General features: G+C 66.2%; 20 protein-coding genes. 6 read left to right on the plus strand and 14 right to left on the minus strand.

Annotated features, from left to right (window positions below; genetic code table 11):
• Window positions 1–217: 217 nt before the first annotated feature.
• The 9 genes from RDV55_RS04245 to RDV55_RS04285 form a co-directional block, all read right to left on the minus strand.
• The gene (locus tag RDV55_RS04245) at window positions 218–1,969 is read right to left on the minus strand and encodes an ABC-ATPase domain-containing protein (RefSeq protein WP_111823169.1); all 1,752 of its coding nucleotides are present in this window, start codon (window positions 1,967–1,969) and stop codon (window positions 218–220) included.
• Between the two features lie 101 nt (window positions 1,970–2,070).
• Window positions 2,071–2,589: a hypothetical protein gene (locus RDV55_RS04250; RefSeq protein ID WP_111823170.1), complete on the minus strand. Its 519-nt coding sequence runs from the start codon at window positions 2,587–2,589 to the stop codon at window positions 2,071–2,073.
• A gap of 115 nt (window positions 2,590–2,704) precedes the next feature.
• The gene (locus tag RDV55_RS04255; RefSeq protein ID WP_111823171.1) at window positions 2,705–3,193 is read right to left on the minus strand and encodes a hypothetical protein; all 489 of its coding nucleotides are present in this window, start codon (window positions 3,191–3,193) and stop codon (window positions 2,705–2,707) included.
• A gap of 161 nt (window positions 3,194–3,354) precedes the next feature.
• On the minus strand, window positions 3,355–3,885 hold the full coding sequence (locus tag RDV55_RS04260) for a hypothetical protein (protein WP_111823172.1): 531 nt from the start codon (window positions 3,883–3,885) through the stop codon (window positions 3,355–3,357).
• 196 nt (window positions 3,886–4,081) lie between these two features.
• Window positions 4,082–6,238: a class 1b ribonucleoside-diphosphate reductase subunit alpha gene (gene nrdE, locus RDV55_RS04265; protein ID WP_111823173.1), complete on the minus strand. Its 2,157-nt coding sequence runs from the start codon at window positions 6,236–6,238 to the stop codon at window positions 4,082–4,084.
• Entirely contained in the window at window positions 6,208–6,624 is a 417-nt protein-coding gene (gene nrdI, locus RDV55_RS04270) for a class Ib ribonucleoside-diphosphate reductase assembly flavoprotein NrdI (protein WP_111823174.1), read from the minus strand. Before nrdI ends, nrdE begins: the two co-directional genes overlap by 31 nt.
• A gap of 323 nt (window positions 6,625–6,947) precedes the next feature.
• Window positions 6,948–7,199 (minus strand): glutaredoxin-like protein NrdH, encoded by a 252-nt coding sequence (gene nrdH, locus RDV55_RS04275; RefSeq protein ID WP_111823175.1) that lies wholly within the window; start codon window positions 7,197–7,199, stop codon window positions 6,948–6,950.
• Window positions 7,200–8,594: 1,395 nt separating this feature from the next.
• Complete coding sequence (locus tag RDV55_RS04280; protein WP_111823176.1) at window positions 8,595–9,527, minus strand: patatin-like phospholipase family protein; 933 nt, start codon at window positions 9,525–9,527, stop codon at window positions 8,595–8,597.
• A 28-nt stretch (window positions 9,528–9,555) separates the two neighbouring features.
• Window positions 9,556–10,134, minus strand: a complete 579-nt coding sequence (locus tag RDV55_RS04285; RefSeq protein WP_111823177.1) for a GtrA family protein — start codon at window positions 10,132–10,134, stop codon at window positions 9,556–9,558.
• Between the two features lie 64 nt (window positions 10,135–10,198).
• Between RDV55_RS04285 and RDV55_RS04290 the strand changes: the two genes are divergently transcribed.
• Window positions 10,199–12,631, plus strand: coding sequence for a S9 family peptidase (locus tag RDV55_RS04290; protein ID WP_111823178.1), 2,433 nt, complete (start codon window positions 10,199–10,201; stop codon window positions 12,629–12,631).
• A gap of 200 nt (window positions 12,632–12,831) precedes the next feature.
• On the opposite strand, the gene RDV55_RS04295 is transcribed toward RDV55_RS04290, so the two are convergent.
• Window positions 12,832–14,181: a hypothetical protein gene (locus tag RDV55_RS04295; protein WP_111823503.1), complete on the minus strand. Its 1,350-nt coding sequence runs from the start codon at window positions 14,179–14,181 to the stop codon at window positions 12,832–12,834.
• Between the two features lie 250 nt (window positions 14,182–14,431).
• Here RDV55_RS04295 and RDV55_RS04300 point away from each other — a divergent pair, with 250 nt between their 5' ends.
• Entirely contained in the window at window positions 14,432–15,568 is a 1,137-nt protein-coding gene (locus tag RDV55_RS04300) for a ribonuclease H family protein (RefSeq protein ID WP_111823179.1), read from the plus strand.
• 466 nt (window positions 15,569–16,034) lie between these two features.
• Here RDV55_RS04300 and RDV55_RS04305 read toward each other — a convergent pair whose 3' ends face one another.
• From RDV55_RS04305 to RDV55_RS04320, 4 genes are all read right to left on the minus strand, one after another.
• Window positions 16,035–16,871: an amino acid ABC transporter ATP-binding protein gene (locus RDV55_RS04305; protein ID WP_245907640.1), complete on the minus strand. Its 837-nt coding sequence runs from the start codon at window positions 16,869–16,871 to the stop codon at window positions 16,035–16,037.
• On the minus strand, window positions 16,859–17,536 hold the full coding sequence (locus RDV55_RS04310; protein WP_111823180.1) for an amino acid ABC transporter permease: 678 nt from the start codon (window positions 17,534–17,536) through the stop codon (window positions 16,859–16,861). The genes RDV55_RS04305 and RDV55_RS04310 overlap by 13 nt, the downstream gene beginning before the upstream one ends.
• Window positions 17,517–18,176: an amino acid ABC transporter permease gene (locus tag RDV55_RS04315; RefSeq protein WP_111823505.1), complete on the minus strand. Its 660-nt coding sequence runs from the start codon at window positions 18,174–18,176 to the stop codon at window positions 17,517–17,519. Before RDV55_RS04315 ends, RDV55_RS04310 begins: the two co-directional genes overlap by 20 nt.
• An 87-nt stretch (window positions 18,177–18,263) precedes the next feature.
• Window positions 18,264–19,166 (minus strand): cysteine ABC transporter substrate-binding protein, encoded by a 903-nt coding sequence (locus RDV55_RS04320; protein ID WP_111823181.1) that lies wholly within the window; start codon window positions 19,164–19,166, stop codon window positions 18,264–18,266.
• A 247-nt stretch (window positions 19,167–19,413) separates the two neighbouring features.
• Between RDV55_RS04320 and RDV55_RS04325 the strand changes: the two genes are divergently transcribed.
• From RDV55_RS04325 to RDV55_RS04340, 4 genes are all read left to right on the plus strand, one after another.
• A complete protein-coding gene (locus RDV55_RS04325) occupies window positions 19,414–20,172 on the plus strand; it encodes an AzlC family ABC transporter permease (protein ID WP_111823182.1) in 759 nt (252 codons plus the stop codon).
• Complete coding sequence (locus RDV55_RS04330; protein ID WP_111823183.1) at window positions 20,169–20,492, plus strand: branched-chain amino acid transporter permease; 324 nt, start codon at window positions 20,169–20,171, stop codon at window positions 20,490–20,492. The genes RDV55_RS04325 and RDV55_RS04330 overlap by 4 nt, the downstream gene beginning before the upstream one ends.
• Window positions 20,493–20,661: 169 nt before the next feature.
• Complete coding sequence (locus RDV55_RS04335) at window positions 20,662–21,405, plus strand: response regulator transcription factor (protein ID WP_111823184.1); 744 nt, start codon at window positions 20,662–20,664, stop codon at window positions 21,403–21,405.
• Window positions 21,402–22,325: a sensor histidine kinase gene (locus RDV55_RS04340; RefSeq protein ID WP_111823185.1), complete on the plus strand. Its 924-nt coding sequence runs from the start codon at window positions 21,402–21,404 to the stop codon at window positions 22,323–22,325. The genes RDV55_RS04335 and RDV55_RS04340 overlap by 4 nt, the downstream gene beginning before the upstream one ends.
• The last annotated feature ends 69 nt before the right edge of the window (window positions 22,326–22,394 follow it).

A 22,394-nucleotide genomic window follows, 5' to 3' on the forward strand; every position in this document is an offset into this window, starting at 1 on the left:
TTTCACCGAGGTGGTCTGCAGTTTGGGCGCATCCCTCCCCAGCACCGGGCGATTGGAGGGCACCGCAAGACGGAGGGCCTGGCTGCGGTGCCAGTGGGCGGCGGCGGGGCCTGGCCGGACAACGAGTCGACGCGCCGAGCGAAGCTCGCGGCGCAGACGGCTCGCGGGCGGGCCGCCGCCCACGGCGCAGCACGGCCCAGCAGGCAGACAACAGCGATTAGGGCTCGGAGACCTCGCCGCGCGGCTCGCGCAGGGACAGGCCACGGTACCGGTTGACCGCCGCACCCACGTCGATGAGGCGAGGACGCGCCAAGAACGCAGGGTAAGACCGTGCGCCAAACTTGCAGACCGCGTCCAGGCCCTCGGAGGCGAGGCGACGGCCGAGCTTGGCCATGAGCTCGGGCATCGACTGCTTGCCCGCCATCTCCTCAAGCACGCCGCGCACGCACCAGGCGATGGCCTCGGCCTGCCCGGGGTCGACGACTCCCGCGACATCGGAAATATCGACGGTCGAACGATCAATCGTCAGAATCGTAGTGCCCGAGGCCTTGGTGCGCGGCCGGTCGACGCGGTCCTTCGCCCCGGGCACGCGGGGTGCCGCCTCCCAGCTGGTGGGCTCGTCGGTGCGGGGGCGCGGAAGGTCGGCGACAACCTCGCGCGCACGGGAGGTGACGTCGAGGCAGCGGTAGTTATCCATCATGAGGACCCGGTCAGCTGCGTCGAGGAACGCTCCGGAGCCGCCGACGACCATGATGAGAGAAACCCCGGATTCGGTCAGCGAGGAGACACGGTCGACGAGGGGGGTGATGGGTTCCTTCTCGGCGGCGACGAGGTCGCGCATACGGGTGTCGCGGATGAGGAGGTTGGTAGCGGAGGTGTCCTCGTCGATGAGCAGCGTGCGCGCACCCAGCTCGAGGGATTCGATGATGGAGGCGGCCTGCGAGGTGGAGCCGGACGCGTTCTCGGTGGAGAAGGATGTGGTGTCGGCACCGCCGGGCAGGTGGGTGATGAACGGCGAAATGTCGACGCCCGTGACGGCACGGCCGTCGGCGGCGCGCACCTTCATCGCGGTGGGATCGGTGGCGACGAGCTCGCGTCCGTCGCCGGGGACGTGGGCGTACACGCCCTGGGCGATGGCCTCCAGCAGAGTGGACTTGCCGTGGTAGCCGCCGCCCACGATGAGGGTCAGGCCCGGGGGGATCACCATGCCGGACACGTCGCCGGCGTGGGGCAGGGTGACGGTGGCGCGCAGGGACTCGGGCGCGGCGAAAGCAACGACGCCATCCCCGGACAGGGGTGCTTCGGAAACGCCGGAGCGGCGCGCGAGCATCGCCTCGTCGGCGACGAAGGACACCCACCCGCGTTCCTCAAGGATCCCCTGGAGGGCACGGTAGTCCTCGTACGCCGCAACATGGCCGAGGAGACGCGAACGCTTGCGTGTCGTGCCCGGGTCCTCCGACACGAAGTCGAAGCAGTCCATGACGATGTTGGGCACGTCCACGTCGAAGAGACGGGCGGCGCTCTTGCCGAGGATCGTGCGGCCTCGCGCGGGGAGCTTGACCTGGAAGCGCACCTCGACGCGGTCGGGCATGACGGTCGCGTAGGAGCGCTGCAGGATGAGGGCACCGGCGCGGGCAATAGAGACATCGCGGGTGCCGCGGTTGCGGATGGCCTCGTCGAAGGAGCGGGCGATAAAGTCCGCGGCGGCCAGGCGCGCGTCGGACGAGGCCAGGGCGGCCTCGGGCAGTCCCATCGCCTCGGGCGTGGACCAGGCGCGCAGGGACGAGGGTGGTGCGTAGGGGTCGGCCTGCACGTGATCGATGGCAAGGGTGAAGTCCCCGTAATCCCAGGCACCGAGGGCGTTCTTGTAGAAGCCGTAGGGGCGTCCGTCCGCGTATCGCAGCTGGTCGAGGAGGTCAGCGTCTGTTCCGGACGTCGAGCGCGAGGGGGCTTCGTATCGGGGAGTCATACTCTCAAGAATACAGGCGAAGCCTGCGAGAACGTCGATACTGTTCTCGCAGGCTTGCGCGCCGTGAGGTCGGACACGGCAGCGTCCTCACGCCCTGCTGTTTACAGGTCTCCTAACAGAGCAAAGGCAACGAACGCGACGAGGCCTGCAGTCTGGAGGACTACCATCACGATCGAGACGATCATGGCGATCATCGAGGTCTTCACGATGTTCTGCGGGGCACCCTCACGCTTCGCCTTCACGTTCAGGACGATCGCGGCGATCATCGCGGGGATCGACAGGAGCAGGGAGAAAAGAACCCAGCTGAAGACAGCCGCGCCCATGGCCACGAACGAGCCGATCTGGATGTTCGAGAAGTCCTTGCCCGCCGAGGGGGCGTACATCGGCTGTCCGTACAGGGGCTGGCCGTAGACACCCTGGGCACCCTGACCATTCTGCACGTACTGGTTCCCTCCGGGCTGGGCGAACTGGGGCTGCTGGGCCTGGGTGGGTGCCACGAAAGGACTCTGCTGCGGGGCAGCCCAAGCAGTATCACTACCCTCCGGCGCGTGAGGCTGAGGGTTCGCATAGGGCTGCTGGGCGGTGCCGTCCGCCGGCATCGGGTTCAGGGGGTCGCTCACTAGCGGCTCCAATTCTTCTTTCCGGTCAATACGAGAAGCATCCTAACAGGAGGCGTGAACATACACGTGTGGGGTCCGGATCCAGAGTCGATCCGGACCCCACACCGTGAAGAACTCAGTAGTTTGAGCCACCGTTTGCGAGGATAGCAATGATGCCGATGACGTAGAACAGCACGACCACCACGAGGATGACGATATGGATGATCGAGCAGATCTTCGCAGCGTTACGCGCGCTGTTCAGCTCCGTCGCGATGTCGAGGGGGGCACCGAGAGCCTGCGCCTCAGCGGTCATCTTGTTCGCCCAGTACCACATGGCACCGGACAGGATGAGACCGCCGAAGACAAAGCTCAGGATGGAGGCGATACGAACGGTCGAGGCGTTCGAACGGATCTTCTCAAGAGCCGGGTTCACCGCGTAACCGGGCTGGCCGTACGCACCCTGAGGAGCCTGGCCGTATGCGGGCTGGCCGTACGCACCCTGAGGAGCCTGGCCGTATGCGGGCTGGCCGTACGCGCCCTGGGGAGCCTGACCGTACGCACCCTGGGGAGCCTGACCGTAAGCGGGTTGATCGGAGGCAGGGTACTGGTTGATGGGATCGCTCATGGGATACTCCAAACGGAATAGGTCATCAGTTACGCGGTTCATCCTAGCGCACGTGTCTCACCGTTAGGAAAACAGGGACAGGGATGAGCGCTGCACCACTACGGGTAACAGCGATGCGCGCCCCTTGGGGGCGCGCATCCGACATTCGCCGCTCAATCTCGTCAGTACCCCGACGATGCGCCCGCGATGAACACAACGAGGAAGGGGAGGACGAAGGAGACAAGGAACAAGAGGACGATGCCGACGAGCTGAACGATGGTGCAGATCATCGCAATCTTTCGAGCACCCTCCACGTCATTGATCACGTCCATGGGAGCGTTGAGGCCCTGCGCCTCGGTCACGAGCATGCCACCCCAGATCCACGCGCCAATCGAGAGAATCGGCCCAACGGTGACGAAGCTAATGAACGCCATGATGCGAACCATCGATGCGTTCGAACGCACACGCTCAACGGCGGGGTTCAGGGTGTACCCGAAGCTCCCGTAGGCGGGCTGACCGTAGCCCTGCGGCTGCCCGTAGCCCGGCATACCCGGTCCCCCGCCGTACGGAGGCTGCCCCGCGCCGTATGGAGGCTGCCCCCCATACGAGGCCTGGGACCCATATGCCGACTGAGCACCGTACGCGTCCTGCTGGCCATAGCCGCCTTGGCTCGCGACACCGCCAACGCCGTAGGGATTCGTGGGATCGCTCATCGCTTACTCCGGGAAAATGTGGGGAATGTACCTCCCACATCATACGAGCAGCCGTCAAGAAAACCGAATAATCGGCGAGGCTCACAGGCACCATCACTCCCCCATCCCCGGCCCCTCAGCCCCAGCCTCGTCCCTGATAAAACGGTGCGGGGGCCGGTTTCCCGACCCCCGCACCGCCCGACAAACGGGCGTAACGTCACAGCATGCAGGACACGCAGCCCTCGACCTCCGTGCCCTCCAGGGCCATCTGGCGCAGACGCATGTAGTACAGGGTCTTAATGCCCTTCTTCCACGCGTAAATGTAGGACTTGTTCAGGTCACGCGTCGTCACCGTATCCGGGTAGAACAACGTGAGCGACAGGCCCTGATCCACGTGCTGCGTGGCCACCGCGTAGGTGTCGATGATCTTCTCCGGGCCGATCTCGTACGCATCCTGGTAGTACTGAAGGTTCTCGTTCGACATGTAGGGCGCCGGGTAGTAGACGCGGCCGATCTTGCCTTCCTTGCGGATCTCCACGCGGGAGACGATCGGGTGGATCGACGACGTCGAGTTGTTGATGTAGGAGATCGAACCCGTCGGAGGCACGGCCTGCAGGTTCTGGTTGTACATGCCGTACTTGGCGACGTCGGCCGCCAGGGCCTCCCAGTCCGCCTGGGTCGGAACCTTGATCGACGAGGCGGCGAGCAGCTCACGGCACTTGTCCGTCGTAGGTGCCCACTCCTCGTCAATGTACTTGCGGAAGAACTCCCCCGACGCGTACTTCGACTCCTCGAAGCCCTCGAAGGACTCACCCCGCTCGCGCGCGATCGTGCACGAGGCCTTGATCGCCTCGAACAGGACCGTCATGAAGTACATGTTCGTGAAGTCCAGAGCCTCCTCGGACCCGTAGTGCACGTGCTCGCGCGCCAGGTAACCGTGCAGGTTCATCTGACCCAGGCCGATCGCGTGACTCATCGCGTTGCCGCGGGCAATCGACGGCACCGAGCAGATATCCGACAGGTCCGAGACGGCCGTAAGGCCACGGATCGCCATCTCGATCGACTTAGAGAAGTCCGGGGAATCCATGGTCTTCGCGATGTTGAGCGAGCCCAGGTTGCAGGAGATGTCCTTGCCGACGTGGTCGTAGGACAGGTCGTCCTTGTAGGTCGAGGCCTCGGACACCTGCAGGATCTCCGAGCACAGGTTCGACATGGTAATGCGGCCCTTGATCGGGTTCGCCTTATTCACCGTATCCTCGAAGACGATGTAGGGGTAGCCCGACTCGAACTGGATCTCCGCGATCGTCTGGAAGAAGCGACGAGCGTTGATCTTGCGCTTGTGGATGCGCCCGTCGTCCACCATCTCGTGGTACTTCTCCGTCACCGAGATCTCGGAGAAGGGCACGCCGTACACGCGCTCCACATCGTAGGGGCTGAACAGGTACATGTCTTCGTTCTTGCGGGCCAGCTCGAACGTAATGTCGGGGATGACGACGCCCAGGGACAGCGTCTTGATCCGGATCTTCTCGTCCGCGTTCTCACGCTTGGTGTCCAGGAACTGCATGATGTCCGGGTGGTGCGCGTGCAGGTAGACAGCGCCCGCGCCCTGACGCGCACCCAGCTGATTCGCGTAGGAGAAGGAGTCCTCAAGCAGCTTCATGACGGGCACGACGCCGCTGGACTGGTTCTGGATCTTCTTGATCGGAGCACCCGACTCGCGCAGATTGGTGAGCTGCAGAGCGACGCCGCCGCCGCGCTTGGACAGCTGCAGCGCGGAGTTGATGCCTCGAGCGATCGACTCCATGTTGTCCTCGATGCGCAGCAGGAAGCAGGAGACCAGCTCGCCGCGCGCCGCCTTACCGGCATTGAGGAAGGTCGGGGTGGCCGGCTGGAAGCGACCCGTCATGATCTCGTCGACGAAGCTGCGGGCCAGCTCGATGTCGCCGCGCGCCAGGTACAAGGACACCATGGCGACGCGATCCTCGAAGCGCTCCAGGTAGCGCTTACCGTCGAAGGTCTTGAGCGTGTACGAGGTGTAGTACTTGAACGCACCCAGGAACGTCGGGAAGCGGAACTTGTGAGCGTAGGCCTGCTTATACAGTTCTTTGATGTCCGAGAAGTCGTACTGGTCCAGGACATGCTTCTCGTAGTATCCCTCGTCCACCAGGTACTTCAGCTTTTCTTCCAGGTCATGGAAGAACACCGTGTTCTGGTTGACATGCTGCAGGAAGTACTGGCGAGCAGCCGCACGGTCCGCGTCGAACTGGATGTGTCCGTTCGCGTCGTACAGGTTAAGCTGCGCGTTCAGCGCGTGGTAGTCAAGCTCCGGGGAGAGAGCTTCCTCTACGCCTGTGTCGGTGTAGTTTTCTGCCAAAACTGTTCCAGTCCTTCGCGAACTCTGGAGACGTCCTCGGGCGTGCCGAGGAGCTCGAACTTATACATGTGGGGGACCCCCAGCTTGGCCGCGATGATGTCGCCCGCAATGCAGTAGGCCTTGCCGAAGTTAGTGTTTCCCGACGAAATGACGCCCCTACACAGGGCTCGATTCTCGGGGTTATTGAGGAACTTGATGACCTGTTTAGGTACCGCTCCCTTGAGGTTGCCGCCACCATAGGTGGGCACAACAAGCACGTAGTCGTCGGTCACGCGCAGGGGTTCATCCTTGGGAAGCAACGGGATTCGCGCCGCCGGAAGGCCGAGTTTTTCAACAAAACGGCGGGTGTTACCCGTCGCCGACGAAAAGTAGACGACGCTGCCCATGGTGATCCTTCCTGCTTGGCGGGATGCTGAACCTCTAGTGTCTCACCCCCGAGGCCCGGACGGGGTTGCCTTGCTCGCGTGTCCCATGTGGGATGATCGACGCACCCAGCTCGGCGGGTGAGCATGATCGTCGGGGTGCGCATGAGGTCTTGGGCGGCCTGCACTCACGGCCGGTCGGCCCACGATTCCCCCTGTTTCAACCAAGGGTTCACTCCCCGCTCATTCGAGTGTATCCACGCCGTTTTCGAAGGGTGCGCCCCGGCCTCGGCCCTGCCCAGATACGCGAAAGTCCCGGCCTCGCGGCCGGGACTTGTCGGCGCGACTCAGGCCTGCAGCGCCAGGGAGGCGGCTGCGGCGGCGACGGCCTTGATGCGGTCGGGACGGAAGCCGGACCAGTGGTCATCGCCGGCCACGACAACGGGGGCCTGCTGGTAGCCGAGGCCCTTAATGAAGGCGAGGGATTCCGCGTCCTGGGTGACGTCAATCTTCTCGTAGGAGACGCCCTGCTTGTCGAGGGCGCGGTAGGTCGCGTCGCACTGGGGGCAGCGGGGCTTGGAGTAGACGGTGATCGACATGTTCGTGTCTCCTTGCGGCTCAAGGCCGGACGTTGGCATCCTGTGTTGGCTTTCTAGCGGCTCGTTCGCCGCGAACACAACAACACTACACCTCGTGGCCGCTCACGCAAGCGACCCCTAGATGTTGTGTCTACCTCCCCGACTGTGGATGAGGTCAGAGGGGTCTGTGGACGGAGCGGTCGGTCAGGATCCCGGAGGGGACACACGGGTTTGTCGAGCCCCCATCGAGGGTGCGCGAAGATGCGCGCAAACATTGAGGTTTGCGACTAACCTTCGCGCATATCGAGTAGCTCTCAACACCCCCACACACACCTGTGCATCCTGTGGACGACCACACCACCACCCTGTGCATAACCACCTTCCAACCACGCAAAAAATGTCGAGCGTCACACCTAGCTTTGGGCCCTATGGGCGTGTCGCACCCATACATCTAGGGGTCGTTGGGGACGAGGTGCCCTAGATGTAGGGATCGGCGACGTTGTCACCAAAATAGACCGAATCGTGCGGATACCCCGTTGAAGGGGCCCTGCGCGAGGCACCCACAGGCAGCCCCGACGGCCATTGCACCCTCGGTCTCGGGTCCTGGGCGCGCCCTAGATATAGGCATCGCACTCCAGGCGCCCCTTCCGGCTGCTCTCGACGGGCAGACGAAACCCACGACACCACTGACAGCCCCGCCCAACCCACACACGAAACCCACAGCACCACCGCCAGCCCCGCCCAGCCCGCACGCGAAACCCGCGGCACCACTGCCGGCGAAAAGTGCACCAGAAACGGCCGTTTCTCACCGACGATGGTGCCAGCGGTTTCAGAACGAACACAACCCGCACCAACAGAGGCGCATCCGGTTTCAGAACGAGCAAAACCCACGACACCACCACCAGCCCCGACCGACCCGCACACGAAACCCACGGCACCACTGCCAGCCCCGCCCAACCCACACATGAAACCCGCGGCACCACTGCCGGCGAAAAGTGCACCAGAAACGGCCGTTTCTCACCGACGATGGTGCCAGCGGTTTCAGAACGAACACAACCCGCACCAACAGAGGCGCATCCGGTTTCACAACGAGCAAAACCCGCACCAACAGAGGCGCATCCGGTTTCAGAACGAACACAACCCGCACCAACAGAGGCGCATCCGGTTTCACAACGAGCAAAACCCGCACCAACAGAGGCGCATCCGGTTTCAGACAGCCCGGGCAGGCGCCTGGAACGTGGGGCCTGGCCGCGCTTCAAGACGACGCTCCGAGCGAAGCTCGCAGGGCGGACGGCCGAGGCGGGCGTGCCGCCGCCCGGGTGCACACCAAGCGGCGACACTAAGAGGCGACACTTCGCTGCGACCGCAGACCTGGCGATGCAGCAAGCGCCGCCGGAACACGGGCAGAAAGAACCCCTACAGCCCGAGAAACGCCTTGATCGCGGGCATCTCGCGCACGGCCTGCACGAGGCCAGCACGATACGTTGCCTCCAGGCGTTCGCGCCGCGACTCGGTGTTGTTAATCCACAGGTTGTCGGGAGCGAACACGTAGGCCTGGCCTCGTTCTTCGAGCTTGAAGAGGAGGCGACGTCCCGCGTTGTAGCGGTCGGGACGACGAGCCACACCCTCGAACACGGAAGGGAACTGACGGTAGGCGGTGCGCAAGAGGGCACCAACGCTGGCGGGCATGGGGCCCTTGACATAGTCGCGGGGCCGAGTGAGGACGACAAGAAGCTTGCGGTAGCCCTCGCGCAGGGGCTGATCGAAGGGCAGGCCGCCGTTGGGGCCGAGCGCGCCATCGACGTAGGTGTCGCCGTCGATGTCGACGGGCGGCATGAGGATGGGCAGCGTGGAGGAGGCTCGGATGATGGGTCCGAGCGTGTCCAGGGTGCTCATTTCTTCCTTGGAGAACCAGCGGACCTGCCCACGCGACGCGTTGAAGGTAGCGACGCGGGTGGTCGCCGGGTTCGCCAGGAAGGCGTCCATGTTGAAGGGCAGGATCCCGTCGGGGTAGCAGATCCGCTCGTAGATGTACTCGGCGTTGAAGTAGCCGTGGCCCTTGCGGAAATGCTTGAGTCCGCCAAACTCGGGGTCTTCGACAAGGTCGACGAAAGTGTCGTGCGAGCGGGCGGCGTCGCGGGAGGTGAAGTTGCACAGGTGGCTGGAGCCCGCGGAGACGCCGGAGATGTGGGGGAAGTTGATGCCTTCGGCGATGAGTCGGCTCACGAGCGCGGCCGTGTAGGCGTTGCGCATGCCGCCGCCTTCGAACACGAGGGCGGTGTCGTCGATGGTGACCATCGTGGCGATGGATTCCTCGGGGGTCGGGTAGTGCTCTGGCGTTTCCTTCACGTTTCGACCCTACCGCCGCACCTTCAACCTACGCGCGCGTACGCCCTGTGAAGACCACGTAGTGGTAGAAGAAGAAGCGGAAAGCGGTACCCAGGGCGAAGCCGACGACGTAGACGGCAATGTTGTCGGCCAGCGCCGAGGTGAACCCAAGGATGTGGTGGGTGAACAGCAGACAGAACTGGGAGATGCCGATGCCGCAGGCGTTCGCGAAGAAGAAGAGGATGGCCTCGCGCGTAGCATTGTCCCGCGTGCGTCCGCGGTAGGTCCACAGGCGGTTGGCGATCCACGAGTACAGGGTCGCGGTCGCGGCGGCGACGAATTGCGCGGTGTTGGGGTGCCCGGCGAGGAAGCCGAGGGGCCCGTGCTGGAGCAGGTTGAACAGGCCTGCGTCGACAACGTAGGCGGTGGCCCCGACCATGCCGAATTGGATGAACTCGCGCACCCAGGCGAGGAGTCGGCGCGTCAGGCTCAGGGACGAGGCCGGGGCCGCTCCCCCGCCGCTCTGCCCTCGGGTGCCGGGCTGGGGACGAGGCGCGGACGGGTCCGCGAGCGCCGCGGGTTCGAGCGCGGCAGCGGATCCGCGCGCGGGAGCTTGTTCATCGTTCACTCCCCTAGTCTCGCACGGCCTCACCACTGTTTCGTGGATCCCCATCAGTTGGCCCACCTCTAAGATGGTCCCCATGACTGACACGACTACGCGTGAGGCGTCTAATGCCTCGTCGATGAACACTCCCCCGGTTGCCCCGAAGCGTTACGGATACCGGGTGCGCGACCAGTTCGGGCAGCATTTTGATGACCCGTGGGATTGGTTGCGCGACGCAGACAACCCCGAGGTCAGGGCTCATTTGGAGGCGGAGAACGCGTGGGCGGACACGGTGACGGCGCCGACGCGCGAGGCGGCGGCGCGCCTCGTGGAGGAGGTCAAGACCTCCACGGCGCTCACCGACGTGACGGTTCCGATCCGTGAGGGCGAGTTCTGGTATTTCCGGCGTTTCGCGGAGGGCCAGTCGTACGCGACGCATCACCGCGCGCCGGTGGAGCGCGACGAGGCAGGCGTGCCGATTCCGCTCGTCCCCCAACCGGGCGTACCCACGCCGGGCGAGGAGCTCCTCGTCGATGAGAACGAGTGGGCGCGAGGGCAGGAGTTTTTCCGCCTGGCGGACATGTACCCGTCCCCGGATGGGCGCCTGATCGCGTGGGCGCGGGACACAAGCGGGGATGAGCGCTACACGTGGGTCGTGCAGGAGGCCTCGGGGCGCGTCATCGACGAGGCCGTGGTGGACGCCGGGTACAGCTTCGCGTGGGCGGATGATTCCGCGTCCTTTATCTACATGGGCGTGGACGACGCGTGGCGCGCGTGCGACGTGTGGTTGCACCGCGTGGGCACGCCGCGCGAGGCCGACGAGCTGCTGTTGGTCGAGCCGGACGAGGGCTTCGAGATGGGGTTCGCGCCCTCGGGTTTCCCGGGGCACGTCGTCATTCACGCCTCGTCGTCGACGGCGGGCCGCGCGTGGCTGTGGCTGCCCGCCCACCCGTCCGTGCGCCCGCTGCCGCTGATGCCGGTGCGCCCGCGCACGCTGGTGTCGGCGGATTCGGCGGGCGACCGCCTGTTCATCGTCCATACGGGGTTGACGCAGGAGGGCTCGCTCGCGCAGGCGATGCTGCCCGCAGGGGGGTCGCCCGAGGCCTTGGCGCGCCTCGGCGTCACGTCCTCCTCCGCGTTCTCGCGGGGTTCCCTGGCGGATCGCACGCCGGGCACTCCCCTGCCGGAGGACGAGCCCACGCCCCTCACGCCGTTTGAGTCCTGGGAGCCGCTGCGCAGCCCCGGCCCCGGCGAGCGCATCACCGACGTCGAGGCTCACGCGGACTACGTGGCGCTCTCGCTTCGTTCGGGCTCTCTGACGCAGGTCGACGTGTGGGATCGCCGCGAACCCTCGCCCACGTGGCGGCGCGTGGAGGTCGACGCCCCGGTGCGCACAATCGCGACCGTGCCGACCCCGTGGACCGATCCGCTGCGCGTGGAGTTCCAGTCGCAGACCGTGCCGCCCACAGTCGCGGAAGTTTCTCTGCCGACCCCGGCTCCGGCCTCGTCCCCCGAGGACCCCGAAGGCGCGGCCCTGACCGTGCGCACCCTGCGCACCCGCGAGGCCCCCGGCTGGGATCCGGCCGAGTTCGTCGAAGAGCGCGTGTGGGTGCTCGCGCGCGACGGCGCGACTCGCATCCCCGTGACCCTGATCCATCACCGGGACGCGCGCCCGGACGGGACGCACGCGGGCTGGCAAATCGGGTACGGCTCCTACGAGGTCAGCTACGACCCCGAGTTCGAGACCCTGCGTCTGCCGATCCTGCGCCGCGCCGTCTACGCGATCGCGCACGTGCGCGGCGGCGGCGAGATGGGCCGCGCCTGGTACGAGGACGGCAAGGAGCTGGTCAAGGAGCACACCTTCACGGACTTCATCGACGTGGCCGACTGGCTGGTGGACTCCGGGTGGGTGGCACCCGGCCGCCTCGTCGCCGAGGGACGCAGCGCCGGTGGCCTCCTCATGGGCGCGGTTATCAACGCCGCGCCCGACCGCTTCCGCGCGATCCTGGCGGGCGTGCCCTTCGTGGACGCGCTCTCAACGATCCTGGACCCGTCCCTGCCGCTGACCGTGGGCGAGTGGGAGGAGTGGGGCAACCCCCTAACCTCGCGCGCCGTGTTCGACGCGATGAGCCGCTACACGCCGTATGAGAACGTGCCCGACGGCGCGCTGCTGCCCGCGATCATGGCGACGACGTCGGTCAACGACACGCGCGTGGAGTTCGTCGAGCCCACCAAGTGGGTGCAGCGCCTACGCGAGGCGACCGGCCAGGTTCCCCCCACGGACGAGGCCGGGGCTGGGCAGCGCTGCAATTGCTGCGATTCGGGGGTGGCCGGGGAGGCAAGCGCGAGCGGGGAAGCCGGCCACGGCCTCGTCACCGCGCGCGACCCTCGAGAGCGGCCCATCATCCTGCGCACCGAGATGGTCGCCGGCCACGCCGGCCCATCAGGACGCGAGGGGCGGTGGGCGGCGCGCTGCGAGGAGTTCGCCTTCGCGCTCGGCCAGGTAGGTGTCTCCTTGTAACGGCTGCGGCCGCTTGCGAGCGGCCGGGTTCGCTGTGCGGCGGCGTGGCTCGATCGCTCTGTCCCGGTGAGCACCGCCCGCATGCGGCGCCCTCTGGTCACGGGGTCAGTGTCCGTGAGCCATAGACGCCGGTGGGGGCGGTCTTCCTCGGAAGGCCACCCCTCTCGCCTTGCGCCACTGTGCCGTGTGGCAGCGCCGTGCTACTGCGCGCCGCCGTCCCAGCCGGGGCGCAGGGCGAAGGACTGGATGTCCACCGTCGGCGTCCACATGCCTTTCTTGAGGTACGGCGCCAGGTTACTCGTCGTCACGAGGTCACGCCATTGGTCCCCATCCCAAGGCCTGTACGAGAGGGTGACGACACGGTCCGCTCGGCGGTCCCTGAGCGCGTAGACACCTGTTTCGGTCACCTGGAAAACCGACAGGTACTCGCTCCGCGGCACGTCGAGGGAGAACAGATGCCGGCCCTGGCTACTCGCCAGGTCGACGGCGAAAGCGTCCCCGCCCGAGGACACGAACCTGTATTCGCTGCCCACGCGAATCGCCTCGTACTCGGAAACGTCCTGCCGCTCATTCAACTCAAGGGGGTTCCCGGCCTCGTCGAGGACGGGAATGATCGAGCGCTCACCCGTTGACAGGTCCCACCGCTGAAGAACCAGCGTTCGCTGCCGCTCGCTCGTCGGACCATTGCTTGAGGCAGCGGCCTCGTCCGCCTGCACGCTCGGCATCGTGATCACGTCCCCTTCGCACGCGAACATATTCTGCCGCGACTTCAAGCCGTCGATCATCGGCGCTACCGCAAGGAGTGGGGACGCCTCCCCGTCGTGGTCGTTGAGCTGAACAACAGCGGCGAGGGTGGTCGGCGCCTCCTCGTCGCCCGATCGAGCAGCATGCGCCGCAAACGCTGCGGCACTGATGCCGGGAGACTCCTCCGTGTCGGTGATCGCCAGGATACGCGACCCACACTGCCCGACAGAGCCCCTTGTCTTGTCATTCTCGACGCTCGTCACACGTCCATCGACGTGGACGGTATCAACCCAAAAACCAAACTCTTCACCGTGCACGACCGCGAGCGCGCCATCGGGGAGCGCATAGCGGTGACGCTCGTTGCTGCGGTGTCCTCGTCCGATTCCCTGCGTCCCCGCCTCCGTCGTGAGGGAGTCCTGAGACGGCGACCCGTAGAAGACACCCCTCTCATTCCACAGCACATCCCCGTCACTCACATTGTTCACGGCAACGACCTGACCGTGCCCGTCGATGTCGAGAAGCACGATCCAGCCGTCGTAATCGTCATACCGAAAATCCTCGGCCACCGTCGACCATCCGGACCCCAGGCGCACGGCAACGACCGCGTCGCTCGTCGTGAGGAAACTGGCCGTTTTCCTGGTCAGTTCCCCACGAAAGACACAGCTCACCGCGAGCGCAGCGACCGAGAGCACGACGACGAGAAACGCCCATCGGCGGATACGCCTCGACGTCCTGGAGCTACCGCGGTTTTGCTCGTCGGCACCTGTCGCATTGCGCTCGTCGAGCCGTTCCGCCACGCGTCTCATCCCTTTCGTCGCGGTAAAGGGCGCGGCCGCGCCCACCACACGAGTCTAGGCCAGTACCCACGCCTCAACCCACTGGACCGACCCGGCACCGGCCCCAATTACCGCGCAATGCAGCGACGCCACGCCCCGGCCTCGTCTCATCGACGAAACAGACGGAGCCACATCCCAAGAGGCGCGCGGCCCGCAACGACACCGCGCCCCGGCCTCGTCCCCATCCGATCAGGCCTCGGGATCCCGATAGGATGAGGTCATGACGATTACGGCGGCGGCAGACGGTTCTTCCCTCGGCAACCCCGGGCCCGCGGGGTGGGCCTGGTACGTGGACGAGGACACGTGGGACGCGGGCGGCTGGCCGCAGGGCACCAACAACCTGGGCGAGCTGACCGCGATCCTGCGCCTGCTTCAGGCCACGGCCGAAACCGGCGAAGAGCTGCACATCCTCGCCGATTCCCAGTACGCGATCAACGTCGTGTCCAAGTGGCGGCTCGGCTGGAAGAAGCGCGGCTGGACGAAGGCCGACAAGAAGCCCATCAAAAACCTGGAGCTCATCCAGGAGATCGACCGCGCCATGGAAGGGCGCCGCGTCACCTTCGAATGGGTCAAGGGCCACGCGGGACACCGCATGAACGAACGGGCCGACGACCTGGCGCGCGGCTGCGCCGAGGCCTACCAGGCCGGGCGCACCCCCGAGCCCGGCCCCGGGTTCGGGGGCGGGGCAGCGCGCGGAGCTACTAGCGATGCTACTCGCGGCACTACGCCGCCCAGCCGGGCGAACGAGGGCGGGGCAGCCACCGCCGCTTCCTCTGACCGACTCGGCACAGACACCATCTCCGACGAGAGCCTCATCGCTTCCACGTCGCGCGGTGGCTCGGCCGACGCCGCCGGCATGACCGCCTCATCCATGTCGGTTGAATCGCAGGACACGAGCGCCAGCCACGACACGCCCACGGCCGAAGCCGCAACATCAACTTTCCGTTCTCATCCCAGCGTTTTCTCCACGACCACCAACCCGAGCGAGACCGCGGAGGAGGCCCCGGCCTCGTCGATGAGTGAGGACTCGGTGACCACCGAGGATGCGGTCGCCCGCGAGCGCGAGTTCATCCTGGCGTGGACCGGCGGCGACGAATCCGCTCTCGCCGCAATGACGGACGAGCGAACGACGCGCATCTGGCCGGGCGGTGGCGCGACCACGACGCTCGCAGGGCCATCGCCCGCTTCCCCGGCAATCGGACGCATCGACGCGCACGACCTGGGCGGGGCGTTCCTGACCCGCTACCGGGTGCGCTGGGAGGGCGGTGCTTCGCTGGAATCCAGCGTGTGGGCACCGGCGACTTCCGGCGAGGCGCGGCTGATCATGGTGCACCACCAGTCGACGCTGATCGGCTGAGCCGGTGTGTTCTGTCGTAGACGAGATCGGCGGGCGAACTCCAGGTGCGTCGAATGATCGCGCGGAGGCACCGGACCGCTACGCAAATTGGCACCTCGCCGGCCAGGTACACGTGCCCCAACCCCACCTAGAGCTCCAGCGGGGCTAGCACGCCCCACGCGGATAGGTTGCGCACATGCGGATAGGTTATGCGCACGCGGATAGGTTATTAAGGTATCCGGATCCTCGTAACCTATCCGGATGCTCGTAGCCTATCCGTGAGCCCCAACGGCACCTACGCGATACACCCAATCAGTGGCACTACACCCGATCAGTCGCGGTACACCCGATCAGAAGAGGTGCAATGCCGACGGATCGGGTGTAGCACCCAAATCAACAGGAAGAACGCGGAACCTGCACACGCGCCGACGACACTACAAGCCCGTCGGCCAAGGCCCCGCCAGGAGGTACTTTCGCCTGGAAACCCCTACAGCTTGGCGCCTTCGAAGCTGAAGATGTCGAGGAACTTGCGCGCTCGGTCAGACGCCGGGTCGGCGAAGAACTTGCGCGGCGGGTCGACCTCGACGATGCGGCCCTCGTCCATGAAGACGATGCGGTCGGCGATCGCGCGGGCGAAGCCCATCTCGTGGGTGACGATGAGCATCGTCATGCCGGTACGAGCCAGTTCCAGGACGACGTCGAGGACCTCGCGCACCATCTCCGGGTCAAGGGAGGCCGTGACCTCGTCAAGGAGGAGGATCTCGGGGTCCATCATGAGGGCGCGCACGATGGCGACGCGCTGGCGCTGGCCGCCGGAGAGCTGGCGCGGGTAGTCGTCGGCGCGGTCCGCCAGACCGACGCGCTCGAGCAGATTCAACGCCCGCGCGCTCGCGTCGGCGCGCGATTCTCCCGCGACGAGGCCGGGGGCGAGCGTCAGGTTCCCCATGACGGTCAGGTGGGGGAAGAGCTCGTAGGACTGGAAGACCATGCCGATGCGGCGGCGGACGCCCGGCCAGGAGACGGCGGGGGCGGCCAGGTCATCCCCGTCGAAGAGGATCTGCCCAGAATTGATGGGCTCAAGGCCGTTGATCGTGCGCAGGAGCGTGGACTTGCCGCAGCCCGACGGCCCGATGATGACGACGACTTCGCCATCGGCGACGTCGAGGGAGACGCCGCGCAGGGCGTGGTGGCCGCCGGGGTAGGTCTTGTCGAGGTCAACGAGGCGCAGCTGTGGCTCGCCGCCGCCCGCGTGGGGCGCGTCCGGTGCAAGCTGGTGCGTGCTTCCGGCGCGAGAGGCCGCGGTGTCGGAGGTCAGTTCTGCCATGTTTTCTCCATGTGGCGTGAGAGGAGCGAGATGGGCCAGCAGATGAGGAAGTACGCCGCGAAGATCAGGCCGTAGATCCACAGCGAGGCGGTCGGGTAGTTGAAGCGGTTGGCGTCGATGATCTGCTGTCCGACTTTGAGGACTTCGACGACGCCGATGAGGACGACGAGCGAGGTCGTCTTGATCATGCGGGTGATGAGGTTGACGGCCGGTGGCGCGAGCCTGCGCAAGGTTTGCGGCAGGATGACGCGACGCATGGTCTGCCTCGGGGTGAGTCCCAGCGCGTATGCGGACTCGTACTGATGGCGCGGGATCGCGATGAGCGCGCCTCGCACGAGGTCGCCCATCTCGGCACCACCCCACAGGGTGAAGACGAGGACGGACGCGGTGATACCGTCCAGGTTGATCCCCGCGACGCGCGTGAGCCCAAAGTAGGCGACGAACAGGAGGACGAGCTGGGGCATGATGCGCACGAACTCGAGGTAGATCTGCATGAGCCAGCGCAGGGCACGCCACCGCGAGCGCATTCCGAGGCCGACGAAGACGCCCAGGATCAACGACAGGAACACGGAGAGCGCGGAGATGCCGACGGTGACGCCGAGGCCCTCGAGGATGCGCACGAGGTTGCGGCCCTCGAAGATGACGTTAATTCCCAAATCCGCCACGGCGCACCTTCTTTTCGATGAGTCGGGCCGCGATGGACACGGGAAGGAGGATCACCAGGTAGGCGATGACGAGGAGGACCAGCGCTTCGGAGGTGTTGTAGGACATACCGATGAGGTCTTTCGCGACGTACACGAGGTCGGGCAGCGCGACGACGGAGACGACGGATGTTTCCTTGATGAGGAAGATGACGTTGGCGGCCAGCGGCGGCACGGAGGTAGCGATGGCCTGCGGGAGGGCGACGTGGCGCAGCGTCTGAGTGCGCGTGAGGCCGAGCGCGGACGCCGACTCCCACTGAATCGTGGCAACCGAGTCGAGGCCCGAGCGCAGGGCTTCGGCCATGTAGGCGCCGCCCAGGAAGATGAGGCCCACGATCGCGCAGGTCTCGCCGCTCCACGTGATGCCCACGCGCGGCAGGCCGAAGTAGATGAAGAAGAGCTGCACGAGGAGGGGCGTGTTGCGCGACAGTTCGACGTAGGCGGCGCCGATCTGGGAGGCGAGCGGGATCCGGTACTGCCGGATCGCGGCGACCAGGAGGCCCACCACGAGGGAGCCGACGATGCCGATGGCCGCGATCCGCAGGGTGAGGACGGCGGCGTCGACGTAGAGGGGCGCGTATCGCGCCAGGATCTCAACGTTCATGGTCATGCGGAGGGACGAGGCCATGGCCGCTCCGTGTGCTCACCCGCGGCGGGCGGACCCGGGAGGGGCCACGGCCTCGTACCTGTGTCAGTTGGTGGAGGTGGTGTCCACGCCGCCTTCGACGACGAGGTCGTCGGGGGTCGCGGCGTCACCGTAGACGGGGGCGAGGGTCTGCTCGTAGTCCTTGTGGAAGAAGTCTTCCTCACCGAGCTCGACGAGCTGGTTGTTCAGCCAGCCGAGGAGGGCGGTGTTGCCCTTCTTGACGGCGGCGGCGATGTAGCTGGTCTCGCCCAGGCTCTTGATGCCGACGCTGAAGCCGGGGTGCTGGATCGCCCAGGCGATGACCTCGGTGTTGTCGGTGGAGAAGGCCTCGCCGCGACCGTCCTCGAGGGCCTGGTAGGCGTCGGAGTACTGGTCGAACTTGAGGAGCTTAACCTCGGGGTGGTTGGCCTCGAAGTAGGCTTCGGCGGTCGTGCCCTTGGTGACGATGAGGGTCTTGCCGGCCAGCTGGCCGACGTCGGTGATCTCAGCCGAGGAAGGGGAGACGACACCGAGGGAGACCTTGAAGTAGGGGTTGGCGAAGTCGACCTTTTCGGCGCGCTCGGGCGTGACGGTGAAGTTCGCGAGGGTGATATCGACCTTGTTGGAGGCGAGAACCTCGGTGCGGGCGGCGGCGTCGACGGGGACGTACTTGGCGGTGACGCCCAGGTCGGCGGCGATGCGGTCGCCGTAGACGACGTCGTATCCGGCTGGCTTGCCATCGGCGTCGATGTAGCCGAAGGGGGCCTTGTCGGAGAAGATACCGATAACGATCTCGCCCGCTTCCTTGATCTGTTCGGGGCCGCGGTCGCCAACCTGCGCGCTCGACGAGGAGGACGAGGAGGAGGCTGAGCCACCGGAGCAGGCGGCCATGCCCAGGGCTGCGACCATGGCGACGGCGGCCGTGGCGAGTCGGAGGAATGGCTTCTTGCGTGCGTTGGCGGCGCTCATGACGGCTCCTTGTGTGCGTTGTCAGTGGAAGCGCCGAGGTGTGTGTTCCTCGGCGACAATAAAATATTTCCACCGGGCGGTCTATTGTGCGATCGGTCGTTCCGGTTTTGAAACTATGTGACAGGCGAGGGCTATCCCTCCCCGCAGGTTTCCACACCGGGACCTTCGACCCACTAAAACGTGCAAGTCGTCACGCACGGCCGCGCCAACGCGCGCGAGGCCGTAGCGGCGCGTAAAAATTGCTCCCATGCCCAAGCTACCGCGCACCGTGAATGTCCCCGTGCCGGCTAGCCCTACCCGCCTCGAGATCCTTGACGGTCTGCGTATCACGGCACCCGTCGCCGCAGGTTACATCCCACTGGGCCTGGCCTACGGCCTGCTGGTCGTCCAGCTGGGGCTGCCGTGGTGGATGGCGCCAGCGCTCTCCCTGGCCGCCTACTCGGGCTCGGCCGAGCTCCTCGTCGTCACCCTGGCCTCGCAGAACACGCCGTTAGCCGTCATCGCCGTGACGATGCTGCTGGTGAACTTCCGCCTCCTGTTTTTCGCATTCTCATTCCCCCTGCACGTGATCGAGGGGCGTTTCGCCCGCCTCTTCTCGATGTACGCCCTGGTGGACGAAGCCTACGCGCTGACCGCCGCCCGCCCCAACGGATGGACGAAGCCTCGACTCCTGGCAATGCAGGTACTCTTCCACCTGACGTGGTTAGTGTCGGGCACGGTCGGCGTCCTCGCCGGATCGCTCATTCCCACGCAGATCGAGGGCCTAGACTTCGCGCTGACGGCTCTGTTCATCACCTTGACGCTGGACGCGGCGCGCACGAGGCACGAGGCGCCGTCGGTCCTCCTGGCCGGCGCATCCTTCGCGGTGGCGATGGTGGTGGCACCCGGGCAGCACCTCATGGCCGCACTCCTGCTGTTCGTCGCGTGCCTGACAGTCCGCCACTTTCTTCATCGCCGGGGCATCTGGCACTCCGCGGACGAGATGGCCGAAGGAGGCGCGCGATGACACCGACGCTGGGCTACCTGCTGGCGATCCTTGCGATCACCTTCATCATCGACTTGACGCTCCGCGCTCTACCTTTCAAGATTCTCGAACCCCTGCGCGATTCGCGTTACGTGTCGGACATGGCGGTGTGGATGCCGCCGGGCATCATGCTGATCCTCGTCCTCTCGACACTCGCCCAGGGGGCGCAGGCAACGGGCAACTGGTGGGCGGCGCTGGTGGCGACGGGCGTCACCGTCGCTGTGCACCTGCTCTTTGGCCGCAAGCTCCTGTGGAGCGTCGGCATCGGGACGGTGTGCTACGTGACGCTGTTGAACTGGTAACGAGGCTCCCAGGCGACGAGGGGTATGCCCCACCCACATGGGGAGACGTCGTCGGGATCTCGACCCCGCCGGGCCCGTGGACAAGCACCCGGCGCGTCGCATACCCTGGCTGAGAGCGCCCGATCTTGTCGGCGCCCACGATCGGAGCCGGACACCGAGGAGAAGATCCGTGACGACGAGCACCGGGGCCCCTCCCCAGCCCGCCCCCGCGGGGGCCTCCGTCCTGCTGGTCGACGACGAGGCGGCCATCATCGACGGGCTCGCGCCCTTCCTACGCCGCTCGGGTTTCACGGTCCACACGGCCCGGGACGGGGCGGAGGGGCTGGCCGCCCACGGCAGGCTCAGCCCAGACATTGTCGTCTCCGACATCATGATGCCACACATGGACGGACGCGAGATGGTGCGCCGCATACGTGCGGGCGGCACGTGGACCCCCGTCATTTTGCTGACCCAGATCGACACCTCTTTCGAGCGTTCAGCCGCGCTGGACGAGGGTGCCGACGACTACCTGTCGAAGCCTTTCGACCCCCAGGAGCTGGTCTCCCGTATCCGCGCGGTGCTGCGCCGTTCGATGCGCTCCACGCGCCCCCTGTCGGCGTCCGAGCGCGTCACGAGTGGCGAGTTGGTGCTTGACCGCCTCGCTCGGCGCGCTTTCCTGGCCGACAGGGAACTTGAGCTGACGCCCAAGGCGATGGGACTCCTCGACTATCTGATGACCCACCCCGGAGAGCTCCACACCCGCGAGCGACTCCTGTCGGTGCTGTGGGGAATCGACTTTGCTTCCTCCACGCGAGCAGTCGACCATCGTATCCGTGAGATCCGCGCGGCCCTCGGGGAGGATCCCTCGGACCCGGTGTTCATCGAAACCGTTCCCTCCGTGGGGTACCGCTTTATTGGGAGGGTGGGGCAATGAGGCGCCGAATCATGCTGTGCCTGGCTCCCGCGGTCATCACCTGCGTGTGTGCCCTGGTGTGGTGGCTCTTCGGCTCGAGGCTCGGGGTGCGCGCCTTCGTTTCCTTGCCCGCTGCCGTGGCCGCACTCGGCGTTCTGGTGTCCGCCGTTGCGGTGGCGTTCCTGCTCGTCTCGGTGGCTGTGTCGAAGGCGCGCCTCGCGGGTGCGGCGCAGGCTCAGGCGCGCCGCGATCTCGAGCACCGGCAGTTTCTGGCCCGCCTCGATCACGAGCTGAAGAATCCCCTGACAGCGATCCTCGCGGCCACGGCTTCGGGCGAGGACGAGGCCTCGGCCCTCGTGGCGGCCCAGGCCAGGCGTATGGGCGTGCTCGTGACGGACTTACGCAAACTGGCCGACCTGTCGTCGGCGCCCATGGAGCGCGAGCTCGTGGATCTGGAGGAGGCGGCACGCGACGCCGTGGAGGCTGCACGCTCCAGCGTGGGCGAGGCGCGCAGCTTCACCCTGGTGTTCCCAACCGCCCCGTGGCCGCTGCCGCGCGTCGTCGGGGACGCCGATCTACTGTATTCCGCGATTCAGAACGTCGTGTTTAACGCCGTGAAGTACTCGGGTGAGGGCGACAGCATCGAGGTTCGCGGCAGCCAGTCGGAGACCGGCGTGAGCATTGAGGTCGCTGACACGGGAATTGGGATTCCCGAGGCGGAACGCGAGAGCGTGTTCTCGGAGCTGGCGCGCGGGTCGAACGCGGCTGGGCGCTCAGGATCGGGGCTGGGCCTGCCGCTCGTCCGCCTCGTCATTGAGCGGCACGGCGGCCACGTGCGCCTCACCTCGCGCGAGGGAGTGGGTACCAGCGTCGTCCTCACCCTCCCACTGCCCGACGAGGTCTCTCCTACGGCGCAGAGGATTCCCCAGCCCCCGAGGTGAACGCCGCGGCCCCCCGCCAGCGGCGTGCTGGTGGGGGGCCGGGTGCGTGCTGTCAGAGTTCGCGTTGAG

This window comes from Schaalia odontolytica (assembly GCF_031191545.1).
GTDB lineage: Bacteria > Actinomycetota > Actinomycetes > Actinomycetales > Actinomycetaceae > Pauljensenia > Pauljensenia odontolytica.

Coding starts and splice junctions, on each gene's coding strand:
- RDV55_RS04245 (WP_111823169.1), bottom strand. CDS start 1,969: ATGACTCCCCGATACGAAGCCCCCTCGCGCTCGACGTCCGGAACAGAC.
- RDV55_RS04255 (WP_111823171.1), bottom strand. CDS start 3,193: ATGAGCGATCCCATCAACCAGTACCCTGCCTCCGATCAACCCGCTTAC.
- RDV55_RS04260 (WP_111823172.1), bottom strand. CDS start 3,885: ATGAGCGATCCCACGAATCCCTACGGCGTTGGCGGTGTCGCGAGCCAA.
- nrdI (WP_111823174.1), bottom strand. CDS start 6,624: ATGGGCAGCGTCGTCTACTTTTCGTCGGCGACGGGTAACACCCGCCGT.
- nrdH (WP_111823175.1), bottom strand. CDS start 7,199: ATGTCGATCACCGTCTACTCCAAGCCCCGCTGCCCCCAGTGCGACGCG.
- RDV55_RS04290 (WP_111823178.1), top strand. CDS start 10,199: ATGGTCCCCATGACTGACACGACTACGCGTGAGGCGTCTAATGCCTCG.
- RDV55_RS04295 (WP_111823503.1), bottom strand. CDS start 14,181: ATGAGACGCGTGGCGGAACGGCTCGACGAGCGCAATGCGACAGGTGCC.
- RDV55_RS04300 (WP_111823179.1), top strand. CDS start 14,432: ATGACGATTACGGCGGCGGCAGACGGTTCTTCCCTCGGCAACCCCGGG.
- RDV55_RS04305 (WP_245907640.1), bottom strand. CDS start 16,871: ATGGCAGAACTGACCTCCGACACCGCGGCCTCTCGCGCCGGAAGCACG.
- RDV55_RS04315 (WP_111823505.1), bottom strand. CDS start 18,176: ATGAACGTTGAGATCCTGGCGCGATACGCGCCCCTCTACGTCGACGCC.
- RDV55_RS04320 (WP_111823181.1), bottom strand. CDS start 19,166: ATGAGCGCCGCCAACGCACGCAAGAAGCCATTCCTCCGACTCGCCACG.
- RDV55_RS04325 (WP_111823182.1), top strand. CDS start 19,414: ATGCCCAAGCTACCGCGCACCGTGAATGTCCCCGTGCCGGCTAGCCCT.
- RDV55_RS04330 (WP_111823183.1), top strand. CDS start 20,169: ATGACACCGACGCTGGGCTACCTGCTGGCGATCCTTGCGATCACCTTC.
- RDV55_RS04340 (WP_111823185.1), top strand. CDS start 21,402: ATGAGGCGCCGAATCATGCTGTGCCTGGCTCCCGCGGTCATCACCTGC.